This is a genomic window from Domibacillus epiphyticus, from assembly GCF_001975785.1.
Classification (GTDB): Bacteria; Bacillota; Bacilli; order Bacillales; family Domibacillaceae; genus Domibacillus; species Domibacillus epiphyticus.
Genome location: NZ_MSFI01000031.1, coordinates 36,505 through 55,935 on the forward strand (window position 1 = coordinate 36,505; position 19,431 = coordinate 55,935).

Sequence of the window (19,431 nt, forward strand, 5' to 3'; positions counted from 1 at the left end):
TCCATTACTGGCTTTTGTTCCGGTTTTTTAAAAAAGCTTCTCCCATCCCTTCCATGAAATCAATCATAGTTGTCATGGCGGCTCTAATTTCCGGACTTTGAAGCCTTTTTCTCATTTTCCAAATGCTTTGCTTTTCTACTTGTTGACCCGTTTCCGACAGCCGTTTAAGACCTAGTCCCACACCAGCCATGATCGTATCCATTTGCCCGGGCTGGAGAGCACCGAGAAATTTTACACCGCTCATGCCATTTTTAATGACATTATGCATCGCCGGCTGATTCATTTGCTGGATGGCAATTGCCCCTACCTCAGTACGGTTATCTAACATGCCTCTTACCGCATCATATATCCCCATTTCCTGCATACCCTTCATCAACTGAATAGCGGCGATCACCGCATCTTTATTATTCGACAATTCCTTCATAATTTCTGCCGTGGCCTGATCCTGTTCTTCTTTTTGATTAGGAACTTCTTTTTTGATTTTCCTGATAGCCTGTGCCATTTTCATCCTCCTTTTGTTCGAGCAATTCATTAATCGAAGTAAAGTCTGGACGGTTCCATTTTTCCTCTACCTTAACGCTTATTTGTGGAACCCTATTCCCATACCGGTGGTTATGTTTTGGAAGCGGCGGTTCGCCTTTTTGCTCAAGCACTTCCATTTTTACTCCCATTTCTTTATAAGCCGGTGTATGAGTAATGAGATCATGATAGCTGCTCGTTAAGTAGTTCACAGCTTCATTATCCTCGCGTGTATTCATTGGCAAGTATAGTTCATTTCCTTTAACCCGGTCTGTGACAATCACCTTTACTTCCACATATCCGTATGGTGAAGTCAGCCCAACTAACGTTCCGTCTTCAAGATTGCGTTCTTTGGCAAGCTCATGTGAAACCTCCAACCATACTTCCGGTACTTTATGAGTCAGCCCCTCATTCCGATACGTCATATTGCCCTCATGGAAGTGTTCCAATATGCGTCCATTGTTCAGGTGTAAATCATATTCAGGACCCGCCTCAAATGGAGGTGTCCAGTCTACTGGTACGAGCCTTGCCTTTCCATCTGGAAATGCAAACTTCTCTGTATACAATAAAGGCGTATCTTTGCCATCAGCAGAAACAGGCCATACAAGTGATTTAAACCCTTCCAGCCGCTCATAACTTACACCTGCAAATAATGAAGCGAGACTAGCAACTTCATCCATGATTTCACTCGGGTGTTTGTAATTCCATTTTGCCCCAAACCGATTTGCCAGCTCCTGAAAAATTTCCCAGTCCGGTTTAGAATCACCTAGAGGCTCAAGGACCTTATAGAAACGCTGAATCCTCCGTTCAGTATTCACAAACGTTCCATCTTTCTCCAAGCTCGGAGCGGCCGGCAAAATCACATCCGCGTATTGCGCCGTTTTGCTGAAGAAAATGTCCTGGACAACAAAGAACTCCAATTTTTCAAAGGCAGCTTGAACGAAATTTGAATTGGCATCCACTAACGCCATTTCTTCTCCAAAGAGATAAAGTGCTTTTAGTCTGTCATCATGCATCGCTTCCACCATGTGGTGGTTATCATGCCCTGGTTCTGTTGGGAGCTTTGTTCCCCACGATTTTTCATACCGTTCACGCACCTTTGGATCCTGTACAGGTTCATACCCTGGGAACCATGCCGGCATCGTTCCAAAATCACAAGCCCCTTGAACATTGTTATGTCCGCGCAGAGGATAAGCTCCTGTGCCCTTGCGGCCGTAATTTCCTGTAATTAACAAGAGATTGGAAATAGACGTGCTTGCATCCGTTGCACCCTTATGCTGCGTAATGCCCATTGCCCAAAGAACACAAACCGATTTCGCTTCATGTATCATTGTTGCGATTTGAATTAATACTTCCTGTGATATACCGGTTTTTTCTTCCGCATATTGTAACGTGAATTTATCTAATGACTTTGCAAAATCCTCAAATCCATTGACCCTGTTCTGCAAAAACTCTTTTGCTTCCCATCCATTGTCAAGAATATACTTTGTTACCGCACTAATCCAGATAAGATCCGTACTTGGCTTAGGATGAACAAGTAGATCAGCCCGCTGCGCCAGTTCATTTTCCCTTAAATCGACGACTATTAATTTTTGCCCATTCAGCTTGTGCGCACGTTTCACACGTGTGGCAAGAACCGGGTGAGACTCAGCCGGGTTTGCCCCGATAACAATGATAAGTTCTGAGGAGGCAATATCATGGATCGTTCCCGCGTCTCCTCCATGGCCAACCGTCCTCATTAAGCCAGCTGTTGCAGGAGATTGACAATAGCGTGAACAGTTATCTACGTTGTTAGTCCCCATGATGCCGCGTGCGAATTTCTGGAATAAATAGTTTTCTTCGTTGGAACATTTGGACGACGCAATATATCCAATTGAATCAGGACCATACTTCTCTTTAATGCCGCCAAGTTTTTCAGCAACAAGATCAAGTGCTTCTTCCCACGTCGCCTCTACAAATTCGTCTCCTTTACGGATTAATGGTTTTGTTAAACGCTCCTCATGATTGACGTAATCCCACCCCCATTTTCCTTTAACGCAAGTGGAAATTCCATTCACTGGCGCCTCTTCAAGCGGCTGAACCCGTAAAATATCCCGGCCCTTTGTCCACATTTCAAAACTGCAGCCAACTCCGCAATACGTACAAACCGTTTTTGTGCGCTTAATTCGTGACTTCCTCATGGCCGCTTCCACTTCAGAAATTGCAAAAATTTCTTTATAACCCGGCTCAACCTCTTTCGTCATATCGATCATAGGCCCAAGAATCTTTGGCGGTATTCCTGTTAAATACCCCGCCTCTCCGAGCATTGATTTTTCCATTAATGCATTGCATGGGCATACATTTACACAATGGCCGCATGAAACACAGGATGATTCATTAATAGGCACGTCGTTGTCCCAAATTACCCTTGGGACTTCCCTGCTCCAATCAATCGTTAACGTTTCGTTTACCTGTAAGTCCTGACATGCTTCTACGCATCTGCCGCATAGTATGCATTGGTCAGGTTCATATCGGTAAAAAGGGTGAGAATTGTCAGGTGCATATGGTTTTGCTTCAAACGGATATTTTTGATGAGCAAGACCCATATGCTCCACTGTATTGTGAACCGTACAATTTCCGTTATTATTATCGCAAACCGTACAATAGAGTTCGTGATTTTTTAAAATGCGAGACATTCCTTCATATTGCGCTTCTTGCACAAGTGGTGATTCCGTGTCGACGACCAAACCCGGTATTGCCTTTGTCACACAAGATCTAACCAATTCGCCTCCCGCATTCACGTAGCAGGTGTCACATGTTTGAATGCTGCCAAGGTTAGGTGTATAACAAATTCCAGGTATAAAGACATCACTCGCCCTTGCAACATCCAGGATTGTTTGCCCTGGCATAGCGCTATATGTCTTTCCATTAATCTCAATTGAGAAAGATGATTCATTCATTCTATCGCCTCCATTTTTCTATTTGAATATTATGCTTTGTATGTTGCTTTTTTATTTGATAAGGTTGGCGAATCGGCCTTCAAATATGCGATCCAGTAAATCATGGCGACAAATAAAGATCCGCCGACCGCATTCCCTAAAAAAACAGGAATGAAGTTCTGGAAATAATCCATCCAGTTTCCATGTCCTGCAAAAATCGCTGCAGGAATGATAAACATATTCGCAATGACATGCTGAAAACCAATGGCTACAAAGCCCATAATCGGAAACCAAATCGCCAATATTTTCCCACTTATATCCTCTGAACCATATGAAAGCCAGACAGCCAATCCAACAAGCCAATTACAACCGATACCAGAAAAGAAACATTGCCAGAAATTTTCCTCTAATTTATGTTCTGCTGTGGCAATGGTCTTTGTTAAGTATGGATCAGTTTCTGTCAGCCCAACTAAATGTCCAAAAACATAAGCGACAAAGAGAGCGCCAATAAAATTACTAACTGTAATCCAGAACCAGTTGGCAAGCAGTTTATGTACCCTCACTTTTTTAGCCAAACAAGCGATCGTAACAGCCACCATATTGCCCGTTAACAGTTCCGCGCCAGCAACGACGACTAAAATTAGACCTAGTGGAAATACTGCTGCACCTAAAAATGTTCCGAATGACCCCCAATCCTCCGGCAAATTACCCGTGACCCTAATCGCCAAGAGATAGCCGATCGCAATAAATGCGCCTCCAAGAAATCCAAGAAGAAGCATGCTTTGCAGCGGGAGTTCCGCTTTGGTTTTACCAGCTTCTACCGCCAAATTCGCCATTTTTTTCGGGGGATGATAGCCCATTGATGACCCCTCCTAATCTTTTCATGCAATATTATTTACCTTTTTGGGGAAAATTATTTCATGTTACGAATCTTTATTAAAGAAAGAGGGATCCCATTGGATAAAGAAAAATTATTAAGCCGTGCACAATCCATGATTATGTCATCTAGTAAAAATCCTAAATATATGACCATATCCACTGTGAAAACAGCTGACCTTTTTGGCGTAGATCCATCTGAAATTGATCAAGGGTTAAACGAATTGGTAAAGGAAGGACGCTTAAAAAAAGAGAAAATGTCTAAACCTCCCCACCATGAAGTGTACTTATTGCCCTGACAATTGGCTGGACATAAAAAAACAGCACTTAAAAACTTAAATAAGTTTTTAAGTACTGTTATATAGCTTGTACCATATTAAATTAAAAGGAGACTAAAGGATTTTGATTATGAATGATAAAACCGTATTCAAATTGATCGTCTTTAAAATCAATATCCGTGTTTTTAATTAGATGAGTGTCAGCTGGATTAATTAATACACTAAAGCCATCAAAATCAATCGCAATATCCTGATCGTTTTTATTTGCAGATATACTTAATTCATATTTTAATTCACTACAGCATTCACTTTTAATACCATATCTCAAAAATGATTCTCCACCTGCTTTAGTTATCATTTCTCTAATTTTCTCTTGAGCTTTATCGGTAATAGTAAACATCGTTCTGCTCCTTTCATGAATGATCATTATTCTTGACACATAAAGGCAGTCATGAGTGCCTGACCAAACACCGTTTAATAAAAAAAGCAGGAGGATCATCCTCCCGCTCCGCAATTAACATACCAAAAATGGATGATCCGTTATTTTTATGAACCATTAGCCGCCAATGTATGACATATCAATTTTTGTACGATTCCGCACCGTTTGCTCGGTCCGTTCGTCCGAATAACGGTCTTGGCGCTTTTCCCACACGTCTCGAATAACAGAAGCAAGTTCTGCGTCTTGTGCATTTGATCTGATGAGTTTCCGAAGATCGTATCCAGATGCCGCAAACAAGCATGTGTAAAATTTTCCGTCTGATGATAGACGGGCTCGCGTGCATGATGAACAAAAAGACTCTGAAACAGACGTGATGAATCCGACTTCCGCTCCCTCATCCTCATATCGATAGCGGCCGGCCACTTCACCGAAATAATCCGCACCAACCGGAACAAGCTTATGATTTTCCTGAAGTTTTTCTAAAATCTCTTTTTTCGTTACAACCTGCTGAAAACTCCACCCATTGTCATTCCCGACATCCATAAATTCAATGAATCGAAGCGTGATACCGCGCTCCTTAAAATAAGAGGCCATCTGAACGACTTCATGATCGTTCACACCTTTTTGAACGACCATGTTAACCTTCACTTGAAAACCGATCGATTTTGCGTAATCAATATTGCTTAAAATCAATTCTGGTCCAATACCTCGTCCGTTCATTTTGCCAAACGTCTCTTTGGACAGTGAATCAAGGCTCACATTCAAACGGCGCAAACCAGCGTCATACAGTGCTTTGCCATGTTGCTTCAACAGTAAGCCGTTTGTCGTCAAACCAATATCTTCAAGACCGTCAATTTCACAAAGCATACGAATCAAATCTGGCAAATCTCTGCGAAGAAGCGGCTCTCCACCCGTTATGCGTATTTTTTTCACACCGAATGAAACAAAGATCTTCGCAAATCTTGTCATTTCTTCAAATGAAAGCAACTCGCTTTTTGGCATAAATTCATAATCATCACCAAATATTTCTTTCGGCATGCAATACGTACAGCGAAAATTGCACCGGTCTGTGACCGAAATACGCAAATCGCGCAAAGGACGCTTAAGCAAGTCGGTTACATGATGATTGGTCATTGCTATCAGTCCTTTTTAAAATAATTTTATCCTCCGCTGACAGGTGGAATAAACGCAACATGATCACCCGGTTTCACGGGTTCTGTTTCAAGAACATACTCTTCGTTGATTGCAATCTGCACACTTGAAAAATCAAAGGATGGATACGATTTTTTCGCCCATTTCAGTACATCTGCTGCTGTTCCATCTACCCAGTCAATGTCTTCTTCCGCTTTCCCTGCCACTTCTTTAATTCCTGCAAAATAATGAAGATGAATCAATATTGCTCACCTCCTGGTTTATACGCTTGGTCTCCTATCCATTCTTCCCCATCTTCCCATATTTCTTTTTTCCATATCGGGACAACCCTTTTGATCTGTTCAATTGCATATTCATTTGCTTCATATGCTGCTTTCCGATGTGGCGATGAAACGGCAATCACAACCGCTATATCCGAAATGGCCAGCGCTCCAATACGGTGAACAATTGCCACACGAGAGTTTGGCCACTTCTCTTCAATTTCTGATCCGATCTCAGCCAGTTTTTTTTCCGCCATCGGTTCGTACGCCTCATACTCTAAATGCATTGTCCGCTTTCCGTTCGTCCACTCACGAACGGTTCCGGCAAACAATGTTACAGCTCCCGCTCCAGGGTGAGTTACATATTCCATGTAACGAGCTGGTTCAAGAGGCTTTTTCGTCACTTCAAATGGTTTTATTAATCCAGCATCCATTGTTCCACTCCTTCTTCTGTTCCCAATAGCAGCACATCGACTTCATCACCTTTTTGAAAACCTCGCGTACCTCCCGGCAAGACGATAAACGAATTTCCGCGTGCAATGGATGTGACTGCATTTGATTTATTAAAACCGGCCGGCTTTACAAAGGCGCCGTTCGGTGTTGATTCGTAAACCGCCCGGATAAAACGGCTAAATGGATTGGCTTTTGTAAAATCTTCTGTCAAAATGGCTTTTTCATATGGCAAATATGGCTTATCACAGCCCATCATCAAAAGAAAAGCCGGACGTGCAAAAAGCTCAAAGCCTGTAAAACAGGCGGAAGGATTGCCTGATAAACCGAATAAGAATGTATTATTTACATGTGCAACAGTTGTCACACTGCCAGGGCGCATTGCAACTTTATTAAATAACACATCTGCACCCAGCCGTTTGTAAATAGCCGGCAGGAAATCAAAATCCCCGACTGAAACCCCGCCTGTTGTGATGACGGCATCGCATTCATCAACCGCTTTTTTGACCAGTTCATAACAAGCTTCCTCATCATCAGGCAATGTGCCGAGGAGCCGATATTCAATTCCCATACGGGCGAGCTGTGCCGCTATCATCGGTCCGTTTGAATTGCGAATTTTACCTGGTTCAAGCGGATCGCTTACTTCTAACAACTCAGTACCTGTTGCAAGAAGACCCACTACTGGTTTTTTTGACACGCTCACTTTCGCATAACCGAACGTAGCCATTACGGCGATGATACCAGGGTGTATGTATGTCCCTGCTTCGACAATCATTTCACCCTCTTTTGCATCTTCTCCTTTTAATGATACATTTTCAAGCGGAGAGAATGACTTGCGGATTGTGAATGTGTCTCCATCAATCACGGTCTGTTCCAGCATCACTACTGCATCTGCCCCATCCGGAAGCGGTGCACCCGTCATAATGCGAACGGCTTCCCGTTCTCCTATCGTATGCATCGATACAGTGCCTGCGCCAATATGGTCGACAACTTTAAAAGATATGCGAGAGTCTCCAGAGGCACCATTCGTATCTATAGAACGTACTGCAAAGCCATCGTATGGAGACCGATCAAAAGGGGGTACAGAATGACTTGCAATAATCGATTCAGCTAAAATGCGTCCGTAAGCGAGATCGAGCGGGACAATTTCACTATTTAACGGTCTGGCCCGTTCCATCACTCTCTCTATGGCTTCCTTTACGGGAATCGGCTGGCGTTTTTCTACCATACTAAAACGCCTCCTTTCTTTTCATGATATACTAAATGCATCTTCTACTTGAAAGGATGACTTTTATGTCTGAATTAACACATTTTAACGAGCAGGGACGAGCTAAAATGGTCGATGTCTCCAATAAATCTGAAACTGTACGGACAGCTATTGCACACTCATCAATTGAAGTGAATGAAACCATTTATAATCAAATTGCTTCCGGCACGAATAAAAAAGGAGATGTCTTCGCTGTCGCACAAGTTGCAGGCGTTATGGCAGCCAAGCAAACATCATCCATTATTCCGATGTGCCATCCCATTCCACTCACAGGTGTAAACATTATGTTTGAATGGGATATAAATTCTAAAGACGGCCATTACGTCATTTACATACAGGCAGAAGCAAAAACGAAAGGCGTCACAGGCGTAGAAATGGAAGCATTAACGGCTGCATCGGCTGCGGCTTTGACCATTTATGATATGTGTAAAGCCGCTGGAAAAGAGATGGTCATCGGTCCAACCTACTTAATGAAAAAATCAGGCGGGAAAAATGGCGACTACGAACGCGCACGCGATTAAGCGGCGTGTTTTCGTTTGTCTGCATATGTGAGAACATATAAAAAAAGCGCTGAAATGATCACACTGATCATCACGTACATCCACGCGGTCAAGTCTTCCCCTTTTTCAAATGCGGTATAAATCGCTGTCGGCATTGTCAGCGTTACACCCGGGATATTTCCGGCAAACATAAGGGTTGCTCCGAATTCCCCTAGTCCTCTTGCAAAGCTTAGCGTGAAGCCTGAAATGAGTCCATAACGAGCTGCTGGAATGTATGTGTAGCGCAGCAAATCAATCGGATTGTTTGTATATTGCTTCGTCACTTCTACATAACTTTCCGGCACAGCTAAAAATCCTGCTTTTGCAGCTTGGTACATTAGTGGAAAGGCAACAACAATGGCTGCCATAACCGCTGCTGTTACTGTAAACATGAACGAAATATTCAGCTGTTCATATAAAAAGGTGCCAATCAAGCCTGTCCTGCCGAACAACTTTACAAGTAAAAAACCAATAACCATTGGCGACAGCACAATTGGCAGCATAAATAACGTTTCCCACAACCACTTTACAGGAATATTATAATTTGTGAATAAAAAAGCAAAGATAATAGCGGTAAAAAAAACAACGAATGATGCCGAAGCTGTGACAAAAATAGATAATAAAATCGGTTCAAAAAATGTCATTTAAAAGATTCACCACCTGCGTCAAACCCGTACTGTTTAAATAGACGGATTGCTGTTTCTGACGTTAAAAACGCCTCAAATGTTTTCGCAGTTGAATGATTTGATTGAACGACTGTTCCTGCATTATAGACGATTTCATCATGGGAATGTTCTGGGAATACATAGGAAATACGAATCTCTTCAGATGATTTTGCATCTGTTTCATATAGAATACCCGCATCTGCTTCACCAGATGACACCCACATTAAAACTGAAGATGCATCCTTTGCATAAACACGTGTCCCTGTCCAGTTACTCTCACGCAAGGCTTGTTCTGCATAGGTTCCTACCGGTACTGCTCCAGGTGTTCCCATCACAAGAGTTTCTGCATCCATCCATATTTTTTTCTCCTGAACCGGCTGCACAACGACGAGGCGATTCGTTAAAAAACCAGTTGGATACTCCATATCAATAAGCCTCTGTTTTTGAAGAGAATCCGCTTCTTTTTTTGAAGCAAGCATAACGACGTCAATCGGCGCATGTGCCTCCACTTGGCGCGCGATCATACCCGATCCGCCTGTATGAAAGCGAAGGTCTACGTTCGGATAACGTTGTTCAAATGCCCTCTCTAGTTCAGTCAGCACCGGATTGAAGCTTGCCGCCGCACCGACAATGAGCAGCGATTCATCTTGTGCTCTTGTCTGAGCAATAAACCCGGTGATAAATATAAAGGAGAATGCAATTAGAATGATTGCTTTTTTCATTACTTTCTCGCTTCATTAAGAAGATGCGCTGCTTCTGGCAAAATAAGTTTCCTCATCGCGAGACTCACGGCACCACGTGAACCGGGTAAAGCAAAAAGGAGTTTACGTCCGGTAATCGTTCCCGCAATTGCTCGTGAAAGCATCGCCCTTGTCCCTATATCTTCTGTTAAGCTTAAATAGCGGAAAAATTCACCAAAACCTGGTATTTCTTTTTGCAGAAAAGGTTTTACCGTTTCAATCGTCACATCACGAGGCGCAATCCCTGTCCCGCCAGTCGCAATAATAAGATCGACCTCACCATCCGCTATCCATTCACGAATTTGTCCGCCAATTGCAGCCTGATCATCTGGCACAATCGCATAATGGATTACTGTATGCCCCGCCTGCTCCAATAATTCTATAATATGAGCACCACTTTTATCCGTTAGATTTGTTCGAGTATCACTTACGGTCAGCACGGCGGCTGAAAACGAAAGTTCACCGGAAAATTCGACTGACATATGAATGCCCCTCCGATTTAGCTAAATAATTGGTTATACAATTTTATCGCTTTGTTTACATCGTGCATCTCATGAAAAAAAAGCCGGCCGTTTTCAAATAATACAATTCGGCTGTCCTCATACTCTAGTTGTAAAAAGTATGGTGTTCGTGTTCGCTTTAGCTGGCGTTTTTCAGCCATCTTTTCAGCGTCATCCAGCGTTATTGACCTTCCAGCCAACGGGGTTAATTGTATGGTATTTCGACCGCACAATACAACTGCTTTTGTTTCTTCTGATTGATTTAATGATGGATATGCACGGTTTCCCCCGCAAGAGGGACAGTCCGGACGCTTCATTTTGTTCATGCCGAACTGGTTCATTTCATTCATCCACACGTCAACGCGGAGCAGTTCTTTTCTCATCGCATTTTGGTTTCCCGTCAGCCATTTGATAACTTCAGCACATTGATAAGATGCCGTAATGTGTACAGCAGGTGCGATCACACCTGCTGTATCACACGTTTCAGCTGACGACGGCAGCACCGGCAGCAAACAGCGAAAGCACGGACCTTCGTCAGGAATAAAAGGCATCACTACACTCGTTCCCCCGACACACGCCCCATACACCCAGGGAACATTATGTTTTAGACTCGCGTCATTGATGGTTAGGCGTGTTTCAAAATTATCAGTCCCATCAATTATGATATCACTAATGGCCGCAAGCTTCTCAATCAAAGCCGCATCCGCATGATCCATCCATGTTTCCACATTTACACTGCTATTCACTTTCAACAATCTTCTCTTCGCCGCGATCACCTTAGGAACCATATCAATGGCATCTTGCTCCGTATAAAGAGGCTGTCGGTGTAAATTTGATGCTTCGACATAATCCCGGTCTACGATCAGCAATGTTCCGACCCCTGCCCTCGCAAGCATATCTGCAGCAGCCGAACCTAGTGCGCCGCATCCAATAATCGCAACTGTTGAAGAAGAAAGCTGTTTCTGTCCTTCTTTGCCAATTGGAGAATACTTTTGCTGTTTTGCAAATCTATTATCCACTTAAAAACCTCCTTCCTATATGATTTTCAAGTTAAAAAATATTTCTGGACAGCCTTAAGGCTTCCCATATACAAACTCAAATGTTTAATTATTTACTAAAATGCGCTCTGGATGGGTATACACGTTTAAAGAATCATTCCGTATAAAGCCAACCGTCGTAATTCCGAGTTCTCCCGCCAATTGAAGCGCAAGTTCTGTCGGAGCCGATTTTGACAGGACCATCTCACAGCCGATTTTGGCAACTTTCAATAAAATTTCAGATGAAATTCGTCCACTGAAAACAAGCACTTTATCGCGGATTGAGATCTCATTTTTCAAACAGTATCCATATATTTTATCAAGAGCATTATGCCGTCCGATATCCATTCTCATTAATACAATACCATTCCGGTCGCATAGTGCCGCATTATGAACGCCTCCAGTTTGCTGGAACGTCTCCGCCGATTCCTGCATCTCACGCATCAATCGAAAACAATCTTCCGGTGATAGTGCTACACGAACATCGTTCATTTTTTTTGCTGTCAATTTATCATTTACAAAAACAAATCCTTGTCTGCTTGCCCCGCAGCATGATGTAATATATCGTTTATTTTGGAATTTTGCATAATATGGATTCGGTTTCTCTGTTTTAATATGGACAAACCCTTCGTCTTCCTGCACCCATAAATCATCGATCTCGTCATACTTGCGAATGACCCCCTCTGATGCCAAGTAACCGACTGCCATATCTTCGATGTATTCCGGTGTGCACACCATTGTAACAAACTCATCACCGTTGATTTTAATTGTCACCGGATACTCGGTAACAATCCGGTCTTCTTTATATTCGGCTTTCCCATTTGTATAATGAAGTATCTCTCTTTTCACTTCTGACTTATTCATCTCTATTTTCTCCATCCATCACGTAATATTTTTATCGAATACAAAGACGGAAACGGCAATATCTTCCTCCACCTTTATATCTGAAAATAAATTGATTAATTTTGCCCCAATTAACTCTTCCATTCCTTCTGGGGGAGCTTTTGAATAAACATCCTGAATCAGTTTTGTCCTTGCCGCATGAACCATTTCCCTTCCTTCCGGCGTCTGTGCAATAAACTTTTCCGTTGGTGTTAAGTTTCCATACAATGTAGCGATCGCCATATTCTCAACAAACACGCTGTGTATACGTTCCGGACCCTTTCCAAGCAGATCTTTGCGCAGCTTTCTAATCATGTCATTAAATTCATGAATCTTTTTTGACATACAAAAAGTCTCTCCATTCTTCAAAATTCATACAATTTCCTCACAAGATATTGTTTATTCTGTCGGTTACTACTATAATAGCATTGATGGAATTGTAGCAAAGCATGTTATGATCCTATCTCTACTTATAAACATGGGCTGGTTATTTAGTATGATCTACTAAAAAACTATTTCCACCATGACTACACACTGCTTATTATACAGCTATGTGTCTTCAAGGTGGATTTTTTTTGTGTGTTTACTTAAAAAAAGGAGGGTGCATTATGTCCGAAAAGCTGATGACAATTAGTATAAACGGCAAACAGCACGAAGCAACAGCTAATTCAACAATCTTAGAAATTATTAATCAAAACGAAATTGCCCATCCGCAAATTTGTTATGTTCCGGAAGTTGATCCGATCCAAACGTGCGATACGTGTATCGTGGAAGTGAACGGTGAACTTGTCCGGGCTTGTTCAACAAAAGTAACTGATGGAATGAATGTCCTATTAAACTCTCCACGTGCGAAAGAAGCACAAACAGAAGCGATGGACCGTCTATTGGAAAACCATTTACTTTACTGCACAGTGTGCGATAACAACAATGGTAACTGTACATTACATAATACAGCGGAATTGATGGGAATTGAACATCAAAAATATCCGTATGAACCTAAATGTGATGTCAATGCAGTGGACATGTCCCACCCGTTTTACCGCTATGATCCGAATCAATGTATTGCCTGCGGTCAATGCGTAGAAGTATGTCAAAATCTTCAAGTTAACGAAACACTTTCTATCGATTGGGAAGCTGAAAGACCACGCGTTATTTGGGATGATGGCGTTGCAATTAATGACTCTTCATGCGTCAGCTGCGGCCAATGTGTCACAGTATGCCCATGTAATGCACTAATGGAAAAATCAATGCTTGGTGAAGCTGGCTTTATGACTGGCCTAAAACAAGACATGCTTGATCCAATGATCGATCTTATTAAAGAAGTTGAGCCTGGTTACAGCGGCATCTTCGCCGTGTCAGAAGTGGAAGCAGCAATGCGTGACACACGCACGGAAAAAACGAAAACGGTCTGCACATTCTGTGGTGTCGGCTGTTCATTCGAAGTATGGACAAAAGATCGTAAAATTTTAAAAGTACAACCAGTTTCAGACGCGCCTGTTAATGCGATTTCGACATGTGTTAAAGGTAAATTCGGCTGGGATTTCGTCAACAGTGAAAAACGTATTACGAAGCCATTAATCCGTAAAAACGGAGAATTTGTTGAATCATCATGGGAAGAAGCGCTTGACCTAGTAGCAAGTAAATTAGGTTCAATTAAACAACAGCACGGCAAAGGTTCTGTTGGCTTTATCTCTTCTTCAAAGATTACAAATGAAGAAAACTATGTGATTCAAAAATTAGCACGTCAAGTATTTGAAACAAACGATGTCGACAACTGCTCTCGTTACTGTCAATCACCTGCTACAGACGGCTTGTTCCGCACAGTTGGTATGGGCGGTGATGCTGGTACAATTAAGGATATTGCACAAGCAGGCCTTGTTATAATCGTTGGTGCAAACCCAGCTGAAGGCCACCCTGTATTAGCTACACGCGTTAAGCGCGCTCATAAGCTTCATGATCAAAAACTAATTGTTGCCGATCTTCGCAGAAACGAGATGGCTGAGCGTTCTGATATCTTCATTAGTCCAAAACAAGGAACAGACCAAGTATGGCTAATGGCTGTAACGAAATACATCATCGACCAAGGCTGGCATGATCAGAAATTTATTGATGAAAATGTGAATTTCTTTGATGATTACAAAACAGTTCTTGAGAAATATACGCTTGAATACGCTGAAGAAATTACAGGTCTTTCAAAAGAAACGATAATTGAAATTGCGAAAATGGTTCGCGATGCAGATGGTACATGTATTCTTTGGGGAATGGGCGTAACACAAAATACAGGTGGTTCTGATACATCAGCTGCTATTTCCAACTTGCTTCTAGCAACAGGAAACTACCGCCGTCCAGGTGCTGGTGCCTACCCTCTTCGCGGCCATAATAACGTACAAGGCGCTTGCGATATGGGTACTCTTCCAGGCTGGCTTCCAGGCTATCAGCATATTACAGATGACGAGGCACGTGCGAAGTTTGAAAAAGCGTACGGTGTCAAAATCGAAGGTAAACCAGGTCTTGATAACATCCAAATGCTTCAATCAATTGATGAAGGCAAGATGAGAGCTATGTACCTTGTTGGTGAGGATATGGCACTTGTCGATTCAAATTCAAACCACGTACATGATGTATTATCAAAACTTGACTTCTTTGTTGTTCAAGATATCTTCCTTTCTAGAACAGCTCAATACGCTGACGTTGTATTACCAGGTGTTCCTTCACTTGAGAAAAATGGAACATTTACGAATACAGAACGCCGCGTTCAAAGATTGTATCAAGTACTTCCTGAACTTGGGGATGCAAAACAAGACTGGTGGATCATCCAGGAAGTTGCAAACCGTCTAGGTCAAAACTGGAATTACAGCCATCCAAGCGAAATTTATGCAGAAATGGCAAGCTTGTCACCAATATTCTCAGGTGCTAACTATGAAGTGCTTGAAGGCTGGAACAGCTTCCTTTGGGGCAGCCATACAGGAGAAAGCACACCGCTACTTTATGTAGACGGATTTAATTTCCCTGATAAAAAAGCACGTTTTGCCCTTGCGGATTGGGTTCTTCCTGCTGAATTCGATGAGGAATTTGACCTTCATATTAACAATGGCCGTATGCTTGAGCATTTCCATGAAGGAAACATGACAAATAAATCTAAAGGTATTCAGTCGAAAGTGCCTGAAATTTTCGTTGAAGTTTCACCTGAACTCGCTAAGGAACGTGGCGTGAAGGATGGATCAATCGTACGCTTAATCTCTCCTTTCGGCGCATTGAAATTACCAGCGTTAGTCACTGATCGCGTGAAGGCAAATGAATTGTTCCTTCCAATGAACTCGGTCGATAAAGATTCAGCAATCAATTTCTTAACAGGCCCTGCCGTTGATCAACGGACAAATACGCCTGCCTATAAACAAACAAAAGTACGCATGGAAGTATTGATTAAAGACGGCGGTGAAAATCCACTTCCAAAAACGAATCCTCGTAATAAAAAACGCCACCCGCAAAATGGCGTAGAGGTCAATCGTAAATGGAACCGTCCAGGGTATGAACATTTAACAACAAAATAATATAAGGAGGTAAAACCATGGCAGCACCAATTACATCAATTACAAAACAAGTACTAACTCCTGAAGAACAGCAGCAGCAAAAGCTTGCTGAACTTCAGACGCTACTGGCCGATAACGATGAGGCCATCCAAAAGATTCTCGGCATTGCCGGTGAATTAAACAGTATCGGGATCCTCGATGCAGCAGATTCGATGATTCAAGCGAAAGAAAAAATCGCTCATATCGCGCTGGGACAAGTTTCTCGTGAACCTGTAACAAACCTCATTAATCATTTAATGAATGCAAGTGCTGTAGCGACGAGAATAGATCCAGAATTAACGACAAAACTCGTCGGCAGTATGGAAAAAGGAATTAATGAAGGAATTGACTTTTTACAAACCGATCAAAAAACAAGTGTATTTGATCTCGCAAAGTCATTAAAGGATCCGGACATTAACCGCGCAATTGGATTCGGTCTTCATTTCTTAAAAGGTATGGGGAAAGGCTTAAACGAATAAAATATTACTTTTTAAGGTAAAGAAAAGGGGCTTCTGATATCCAGAAGCCCCTCTTTTCTTATCTATTCTTTTAATCAAACGATTTGTTTTTTAGTAATTCAAGCAGGAAATTGATATATTTCCCCTCATCATGAATGTTGAAAACGGGATACTCAACTTTATTTAACTCCACCCAACTGATTATGCATTGAATATTTTCAAGTTCAAGGAGCGGCATATCCTGTTCAGTCCGGATTAGCACGACTTTGGGATACATTTCTTTTTTGTACCCTTCCACTAAAATAAGATCAACGGGAAATGACTCGTACATCGCAAGAATCTCCTTAAGCGTCCAACTATCTCGCTTTATGTTTAGCTGCAGTGTTCCGTCCCCTTCTACACCTGCGATGATTGCACCAGCCTTCTGGTGGCGCGTGCTGTCTTTTGTATCCGGCTTTCCGCCGTGCCCATGATGTTTAATGGACGCTACATGAAAGCCATTAACTGACGCAGTATAAATGAGTTTTTCCATTAATGTAGTTTTACCGCTATTTTGATACCCGACGACTTGAAAAATCTTTTTCATTTTTTATTCCTCCGACGTTATAATAGAAATGGGAGTGTGAATTTGATGACTATTGCAGGAGTTGTGCTCGCCGGCGGACAATCGTCCCGCTATGGTGAGCCGAAGATGTTTGAACAGTACAATGGTAAACCGTTTTATCAATACAGTGTCAATGCACTCGCGCAAAATCATTTGTCTCCAATTATTATTTCAACAAATGAACTGCTCGCAACAGCCTTTCATGACTCACGTGCAACGCTTCTTATTGAAACTCAGTTTCATAACGGCCCCCTTTTTGCACTTCATAATGTAATGAGTCATACACCCGGACCAGAGTGGTTTTTTGTATTATCCGCTGATATACCTTTCATAACAGCTGATTTTATTTCCGAAATGATCGAGCTCATTCAACCTGGTTTTCAAGCCGTTGTTCCTAGGCAGGGAAACAAACTGAATCCTCTACTCGCTCTCTACCATTGCAGCTGCTTGCCTATGATGAATACGCTTATAATGGAAAATAAACGCAGTATGATGGCATTGCTGAATCAAGTAAAATTCAAAACGATTCAGTATGATCATCAAGAACGTCTATTCACGAATATCAATTCAAAAGATGATTTTAAAAAATACATTGGTGAATAATCTTTTTTATTTAAACTCCAATTGAGTCGAGGCAATTCCTGGTTGTTTTTTTGTATTGAAAACACTTGATTTACAAAATAAAGGTTTTTCACAGGGTAAAAGAACTTCCAGTTACAATTGATAAAAAACCCACTCGCTCGTGTATAAAAATCATTGGAAAGGGTATTCTATTTTTGTAAGTACAGTACTTACAACTCCATTAACTGTCAAGTTTTTATTTACCGGGGCTTCCCGGTTTTTTTAATTCTTTCATTTGATGATTAGACGATTATTAGACATCGAATCATTAACTGCCATCTTGATAAATCTTGGGATAAAGGTATCCTTCCCGACACTGTATTCCGTTTTCAAAAAATTTCTTCTGAGTAGTGCCTAATGAAAAAATCTCTGTCAACACCAATGATTCTAAATCCATATTTTTGATACCAGTTGACCTACACTAAAATTTCCTATGCCAATATTAATGGTTTTGCACCCTTTGAACCTTGCTTTTAAATCACATCGTTCAATAACTGTTTTCCTATCCCTTTACCTCTGTGATCACAGCAATATTAACTCCACCTTTTCGGGTTATAGGAAGCACATAAACCCCGATGTTACTGAAAGACCTTTTTCATTTTCATCACCTTTATAATTAAGATAACTTAATTTAAAGATGTTCTGCAATTCCAAATGAATAATGGTAATCAAATACCGTTTCGAAAAGTGGATGTGTATTAAAGAACCTATCGCCACCCGATAGTAGTTCCATATTATAAAATTCGCACATTCATAAATTCCATAAAGTATTGTTCCTAACTTTTTTTGAAATGCTCTCCTCTTGTTTCTGAATAACTGTTTCTTATATGTTGATACTATATATAATATAGCATTTAAAATTTCTAGAGGTGGTTAGATCATTGTATTTGGCATTTAACTGATGTACATGGCAGTATATTTATTCGTTATTAATATAACGCGGGTATTGTTGAAACTGGTCGGATCTTCAACTTCTAATGTAGTAAGCTGTAAAATCCATGTCTTATAGTCACTCCATGCTTGGCTCCCCAGGGGGAAGTTGAACACTTTTACTCCTCCCCTTCTTACTGAAAGAATCCCATTACTCCTAATAATCTTCCATTTATTTCATTATATCAGGGCTATATTGATTCAAACATCATGTGAAATAAGAATGAAAATTAAGGATTTTTTTATAAATTATGGATTCATTATTTATATTGTGGTAAATTCAAGCTTGTCGTTGCTTCTTACTTTAAAGGGGGAATTAACTTGGAACATAAAACACCAAGTATAAAAAAACAAAACCACGGGACTGTCACAATAAAAAAAGCTTTTGAATCATTTGGATTTATTCTTTTACTTTTGGCAAGCACCACTTCTCTTGGTTATGCCAGCAAGGCTGAAGCTTCTGAATTAAATGTTACTACTGAAAAATCAAACATAATTAGCTCCAATATGGAAGCGCATACCGTTGAAGGGAAAACGAAAACACTTCTTGATTTAGGTGTTGGAGTTGACATAAAAGTCCCAGTTGTAGGAGAAGTTGTTTTAGAGATTGAAATCGGTAATCCTTCTTCAGAAGAAGGCCAACCTTCTGAGGGGGACACTGGTTCTGATTCTCCTGCTGGCGGGGATTCTGGTTCGGGCTCTCCTGCTGGCGGGGACTTTGGTTCTG

At 41.4% G+C, this 19,431-nt stretch carries 21 protein-coding genes; 6 read left to right on the forward strand and 15 right to left on the reverse strand.

Going from position 1 to position 19,431, the window contains the following annotated elements; genetic code table 11:
* Positions 1-4 precede the first annotated feature (4 nt).
* Genes BTO28_RS15885 through BTO28_RS15895 form a run of 3 tightly spaced genes read right to left on the reverse strand, consistent with a single transcriptional unit; the run spans position 5 to position 4,297 of the window.
* On the reverse strand, positions 5-502 hold the full coding sequence (locus BTO28_RS15885) for a DUF1641 domain-containing protein (RefSeq protein WP_076768090.1): 498 nt from the start codon (positions 500-502) through the stop codon (positions 5-7).
* Positions 462-3,458, reverse strand: coding sequence for a formate dehydrogenase subunit alpha (gene fdhF / locus BTO28_RS15890; RefSeq protein WP_076768092.1), 2,997 nt, complete (start codon positions 3,456-3,458; stop codon positions 462-464). The genes BTO28_RS15885 and fdhF (BTO28_RS15890) overlap by 41 nt, the downstream gene beginning before the upstream one ends.
* Before the next feature lie 29 nt (positions 3,459-3,487).
* Positions 3,488-4,297 (reverse strand): formate/nitrite transporter family protein, encoded by an 810-nt coding sequence (locus BTO28_RS15895; RefSeq protein WP_076768094.1) that lies wholly within the window; start codon positions 4,295-4,297, stop codon positions 3,488-3,490.
* Positions 4,298-4,393: 96 nt separating this feature from the next.
* On the opposite strand from BTO28_RS15895, the gene BTO28_RS15900 reads away from it, so the two are divergent.
* On the forward strand, positions 4,394-4,612 hold the full coding sequence (locus BTO28_RS15900) for a hypothetical protein (RefSeq protein WP_076768096.1): 219 nt from the start codon (positions 4,394-4,396) through the stop codon (positions 4,610-4,612).
* 82 nt (positions 4,613-4,694) lie between these two features.
* Here the strand turns inward: BTO28_RS15900 and BTO28_RS15905 are convergent, their stop codons facing one another.
* The 5 genes from BTO28_RS15905 to BTO28_RS15925 form a co-directional block, all read right to left on the reverse strand.
* Positions 4,695-4,991, reverse strand: coding sequence for a HesB/IscA family protein (locus BTO28_RS15905; RefSeq protein WP_076768098.1), 297 nt, complete (start codon positions 4,989-4,991; stop codon positions 4,695-4,697).
* A 156-nt stretch (positions 4,992-5,147) separates the two neighbouring features.
* Positions 5,148-6,164, reverse strand: coding sequence for a GTP 3',8-cyclase MoaA (gene moaA / locus BTO28_RS15910; RefSeq protein WP_076768100.1), 1,017 nt, complete (start codon positions 6,162-6,164; stop codon positions 5,148-5,150).
* 26 nt (positions 6,165-6,190) lie between these two features.
* Positions 6,191-6,424: a molybdopterin converting factor subunit 1 gene (moaD, locus tag BTO28_RS15915; RefSeq protein WP_076768102.1), complete on the reverse strand. Its 234-nt coding sequence runs from the start codon at positions 6,422-6,424 to the stop codon at positions 6,191-6,193.
* The gene (locus BTO28_RS15920; RefSeq protein ID WP_144289501.1) at positions 6,421-6,876 is read right to left on the reverse strand and encodes a molybdenum cofactor biosynthesis protein MoaE; all 456 of its coding nucleotides are present in this window, start codon (positions 6,874-6,876) and stop codon (positions 6,421-6,423) included. Before BTO28_RS15920 ends, moaD begins: the two co-directional genes overlap by 4 nt.
* Complete coding sequence (locus BTO28_RS15925) at positions 6,861-8,120, reverse strand: molybdopterin molybdotransferase MoeA (RefSeq protein ID WP_076768104.1); 1,260 nt, start codon at positions 8,118-8,120, stop codon at positions 6,861-6,863. Before BTO28_RS15925 ends, BTO28_RS15920 begins: the two co-directional genes overlap by 16 nt.
* Before the next feature lie 65 nt (positions 8,121-8,185).
* Between BTO28_RS15925 and moaC the strand changes: the two genes are divergently transcribed.
* Positions 8,186-8,680 carry a cyclic pyranopterin monophosphate synthase MoaC gene (gene moaC, locus BTO28_RS15930; protein WP_076768106.1) on the forward strand — a complete coding sequence of 165 codons (495 nt, stop codon included), beginning with the start codon at positions 8,186-8,188 and terminating at the stop codon, positions 8,678-8,680.
* Here the strand turns inward: moaC and BTO28_RS15935 are convergent.
* The 6 genes from BTO28_RS15935 to BTO28_RS15960 form a co-directional block, all read right to left on the reverse strand.
* Positions 8,677-9,342 (reverse strand): molybdate ABC transporter permease subunit, encoded by a 666-nt coding sequence (locus BTO28_RS15935; RefSeq protein WP_076768108.1) that lies wholly within the window; start codon positions 9,340-9,342, stop codon positions 8,677-8,679. The genes moaC and BTO28_RS15935 overlap by 4 nt on opposite strands.
* On the reverse strand, positions 9,339-10,085 hold the full coding sequence (gene modA / locus BTO28_RS15940; protein WP_076768110.1) for a molybdate ABC transporter substrate-binding protein: 747 nt from the start codon (positions 10,083-10,085) through the stop codon (positions 9,339-9,341). Before modA ends, BTO28_RS15935 begins: the two co-directional genes overlap by 4 nt.
* The gene (locus BTO28_RS15945) at positions 10,085-10,585 is read right to left on the reverse strand and encodes a MogA/MoaB family molybdenum cofactor biosynthesis protein (RefSeq protein WP_095532697.1); all 501 of its coding nucleotides are present in this window, start codon (positions 10,583-10,585) and stop codon (positions 10,085-10,087) included. Before BTO28_RS15945 ends, modA begins: the two co-directional genes overlap by 1 nt.
* 17 nt (positions 10,586-10,602) lie before the next feature.
* Positions 10,603-11,622, reverse strand: coding sequence for a ThiF family adenylyltransferase (locus BTO28_RS15950; protein ID WP_076768114.1), 1,020 nt, complete (start codon positions 11,620-11,622; stop codon positions 10,603-10,605).
* 84 nt (positions 11,623-11,706) lie between these two features.
* Entirely contained in the window at positions 11,707-12,504 is a 798-nt protein-coding gene (fdhD, locus tag BTO28_RS15955; protein WP_076768116.1) for a formate dehydrogenase accessory sulfurtransferase FdhD, read from the reverse strand.
* A gap of 18 nt (positions 12,505-12,522) precedes the next feature.
* Positions 12,523-12,867 carry a DUF2294 domain-containing protein gene (locus BTO28_RS15960; RefSeq protein WP_076768118.1) on the reverse strand — a complete coding sequence of 115 codons (345 nt, stop codon included), beginning with the start codon at positions 12,865-12,867 and terminating at the stop codon, positions 12,523-12,525.
* 263 nt (positions 12,868-13,130) lie between these two features.
* Between BTO28_RS15960 and fdhF (BTO28_RS15965) the strand changes: the two genes are divergently transcribed.
* Positions 13,131-16,073, forward strand: a complete 2,943-nt coding sequence (gene fdhF / locus BTO28_RS15965) for a formate dehydrogenase subunit alpha (protein WP_076768120.1) — start codon at positions 13,131-13,133, stop codon at positions 16,071-16,073.
* Between the two features lie 17 nt (positions 16,074-16,090).
* Positions 16,091-16,570: a DUF1641 domain-containing protein gene (locus BTO28_RS15970; RefSeq protein ID WP_076768122.1), complete on the forward strand. Its 480-nt coding sequence runs from the start codon at positions 16,091-16,093 to the stop codon at positions 16,568-16,570.
* A gap of 70 nt (positions 16,571-16,640) precedes the next feature.
* On the opposite strand, the gene mobB is transcribed toward BTO28_RS15970, so the two are convergent.
* Complete coding sequence (gene mobB, locus BTO28_RS15975; protein WP_076768124.1) at positions 16,641-17,135, reverse strand: molybdopterin-guanine dinucleotide biosynthesis protein B; 495 nt, start codon at positions 17,133-17,135, stop codon at positions 16,641-16,643.
* 45 nt (positions 17,136-17,180) lie between these two features.
* On the opposite strand from mobB, the gene BTO28_RS15980 reads away from it, so the two are divergent.
* Positions 17,181-17,756, forward strand: a complete 576-nt coding sequence (locus BTO28_RS15980) for a molybdenum cofactor guanylyltransferase (RefSeq protein ID WP_076768126.1) — start codon at positions 17,181-17,183, stop codon at positions 17,754-17,756.
* A 1,269-nt stretch (positions 17,757-19,025) separates the two neighbouring features.
* Positions 19,026-19,431: hypothetical protein (locus BTO28_RS15985; protein ID WP_198936787.1), on the forward strand; the 406-nt coding region annotated here is incomplete at its 3' end.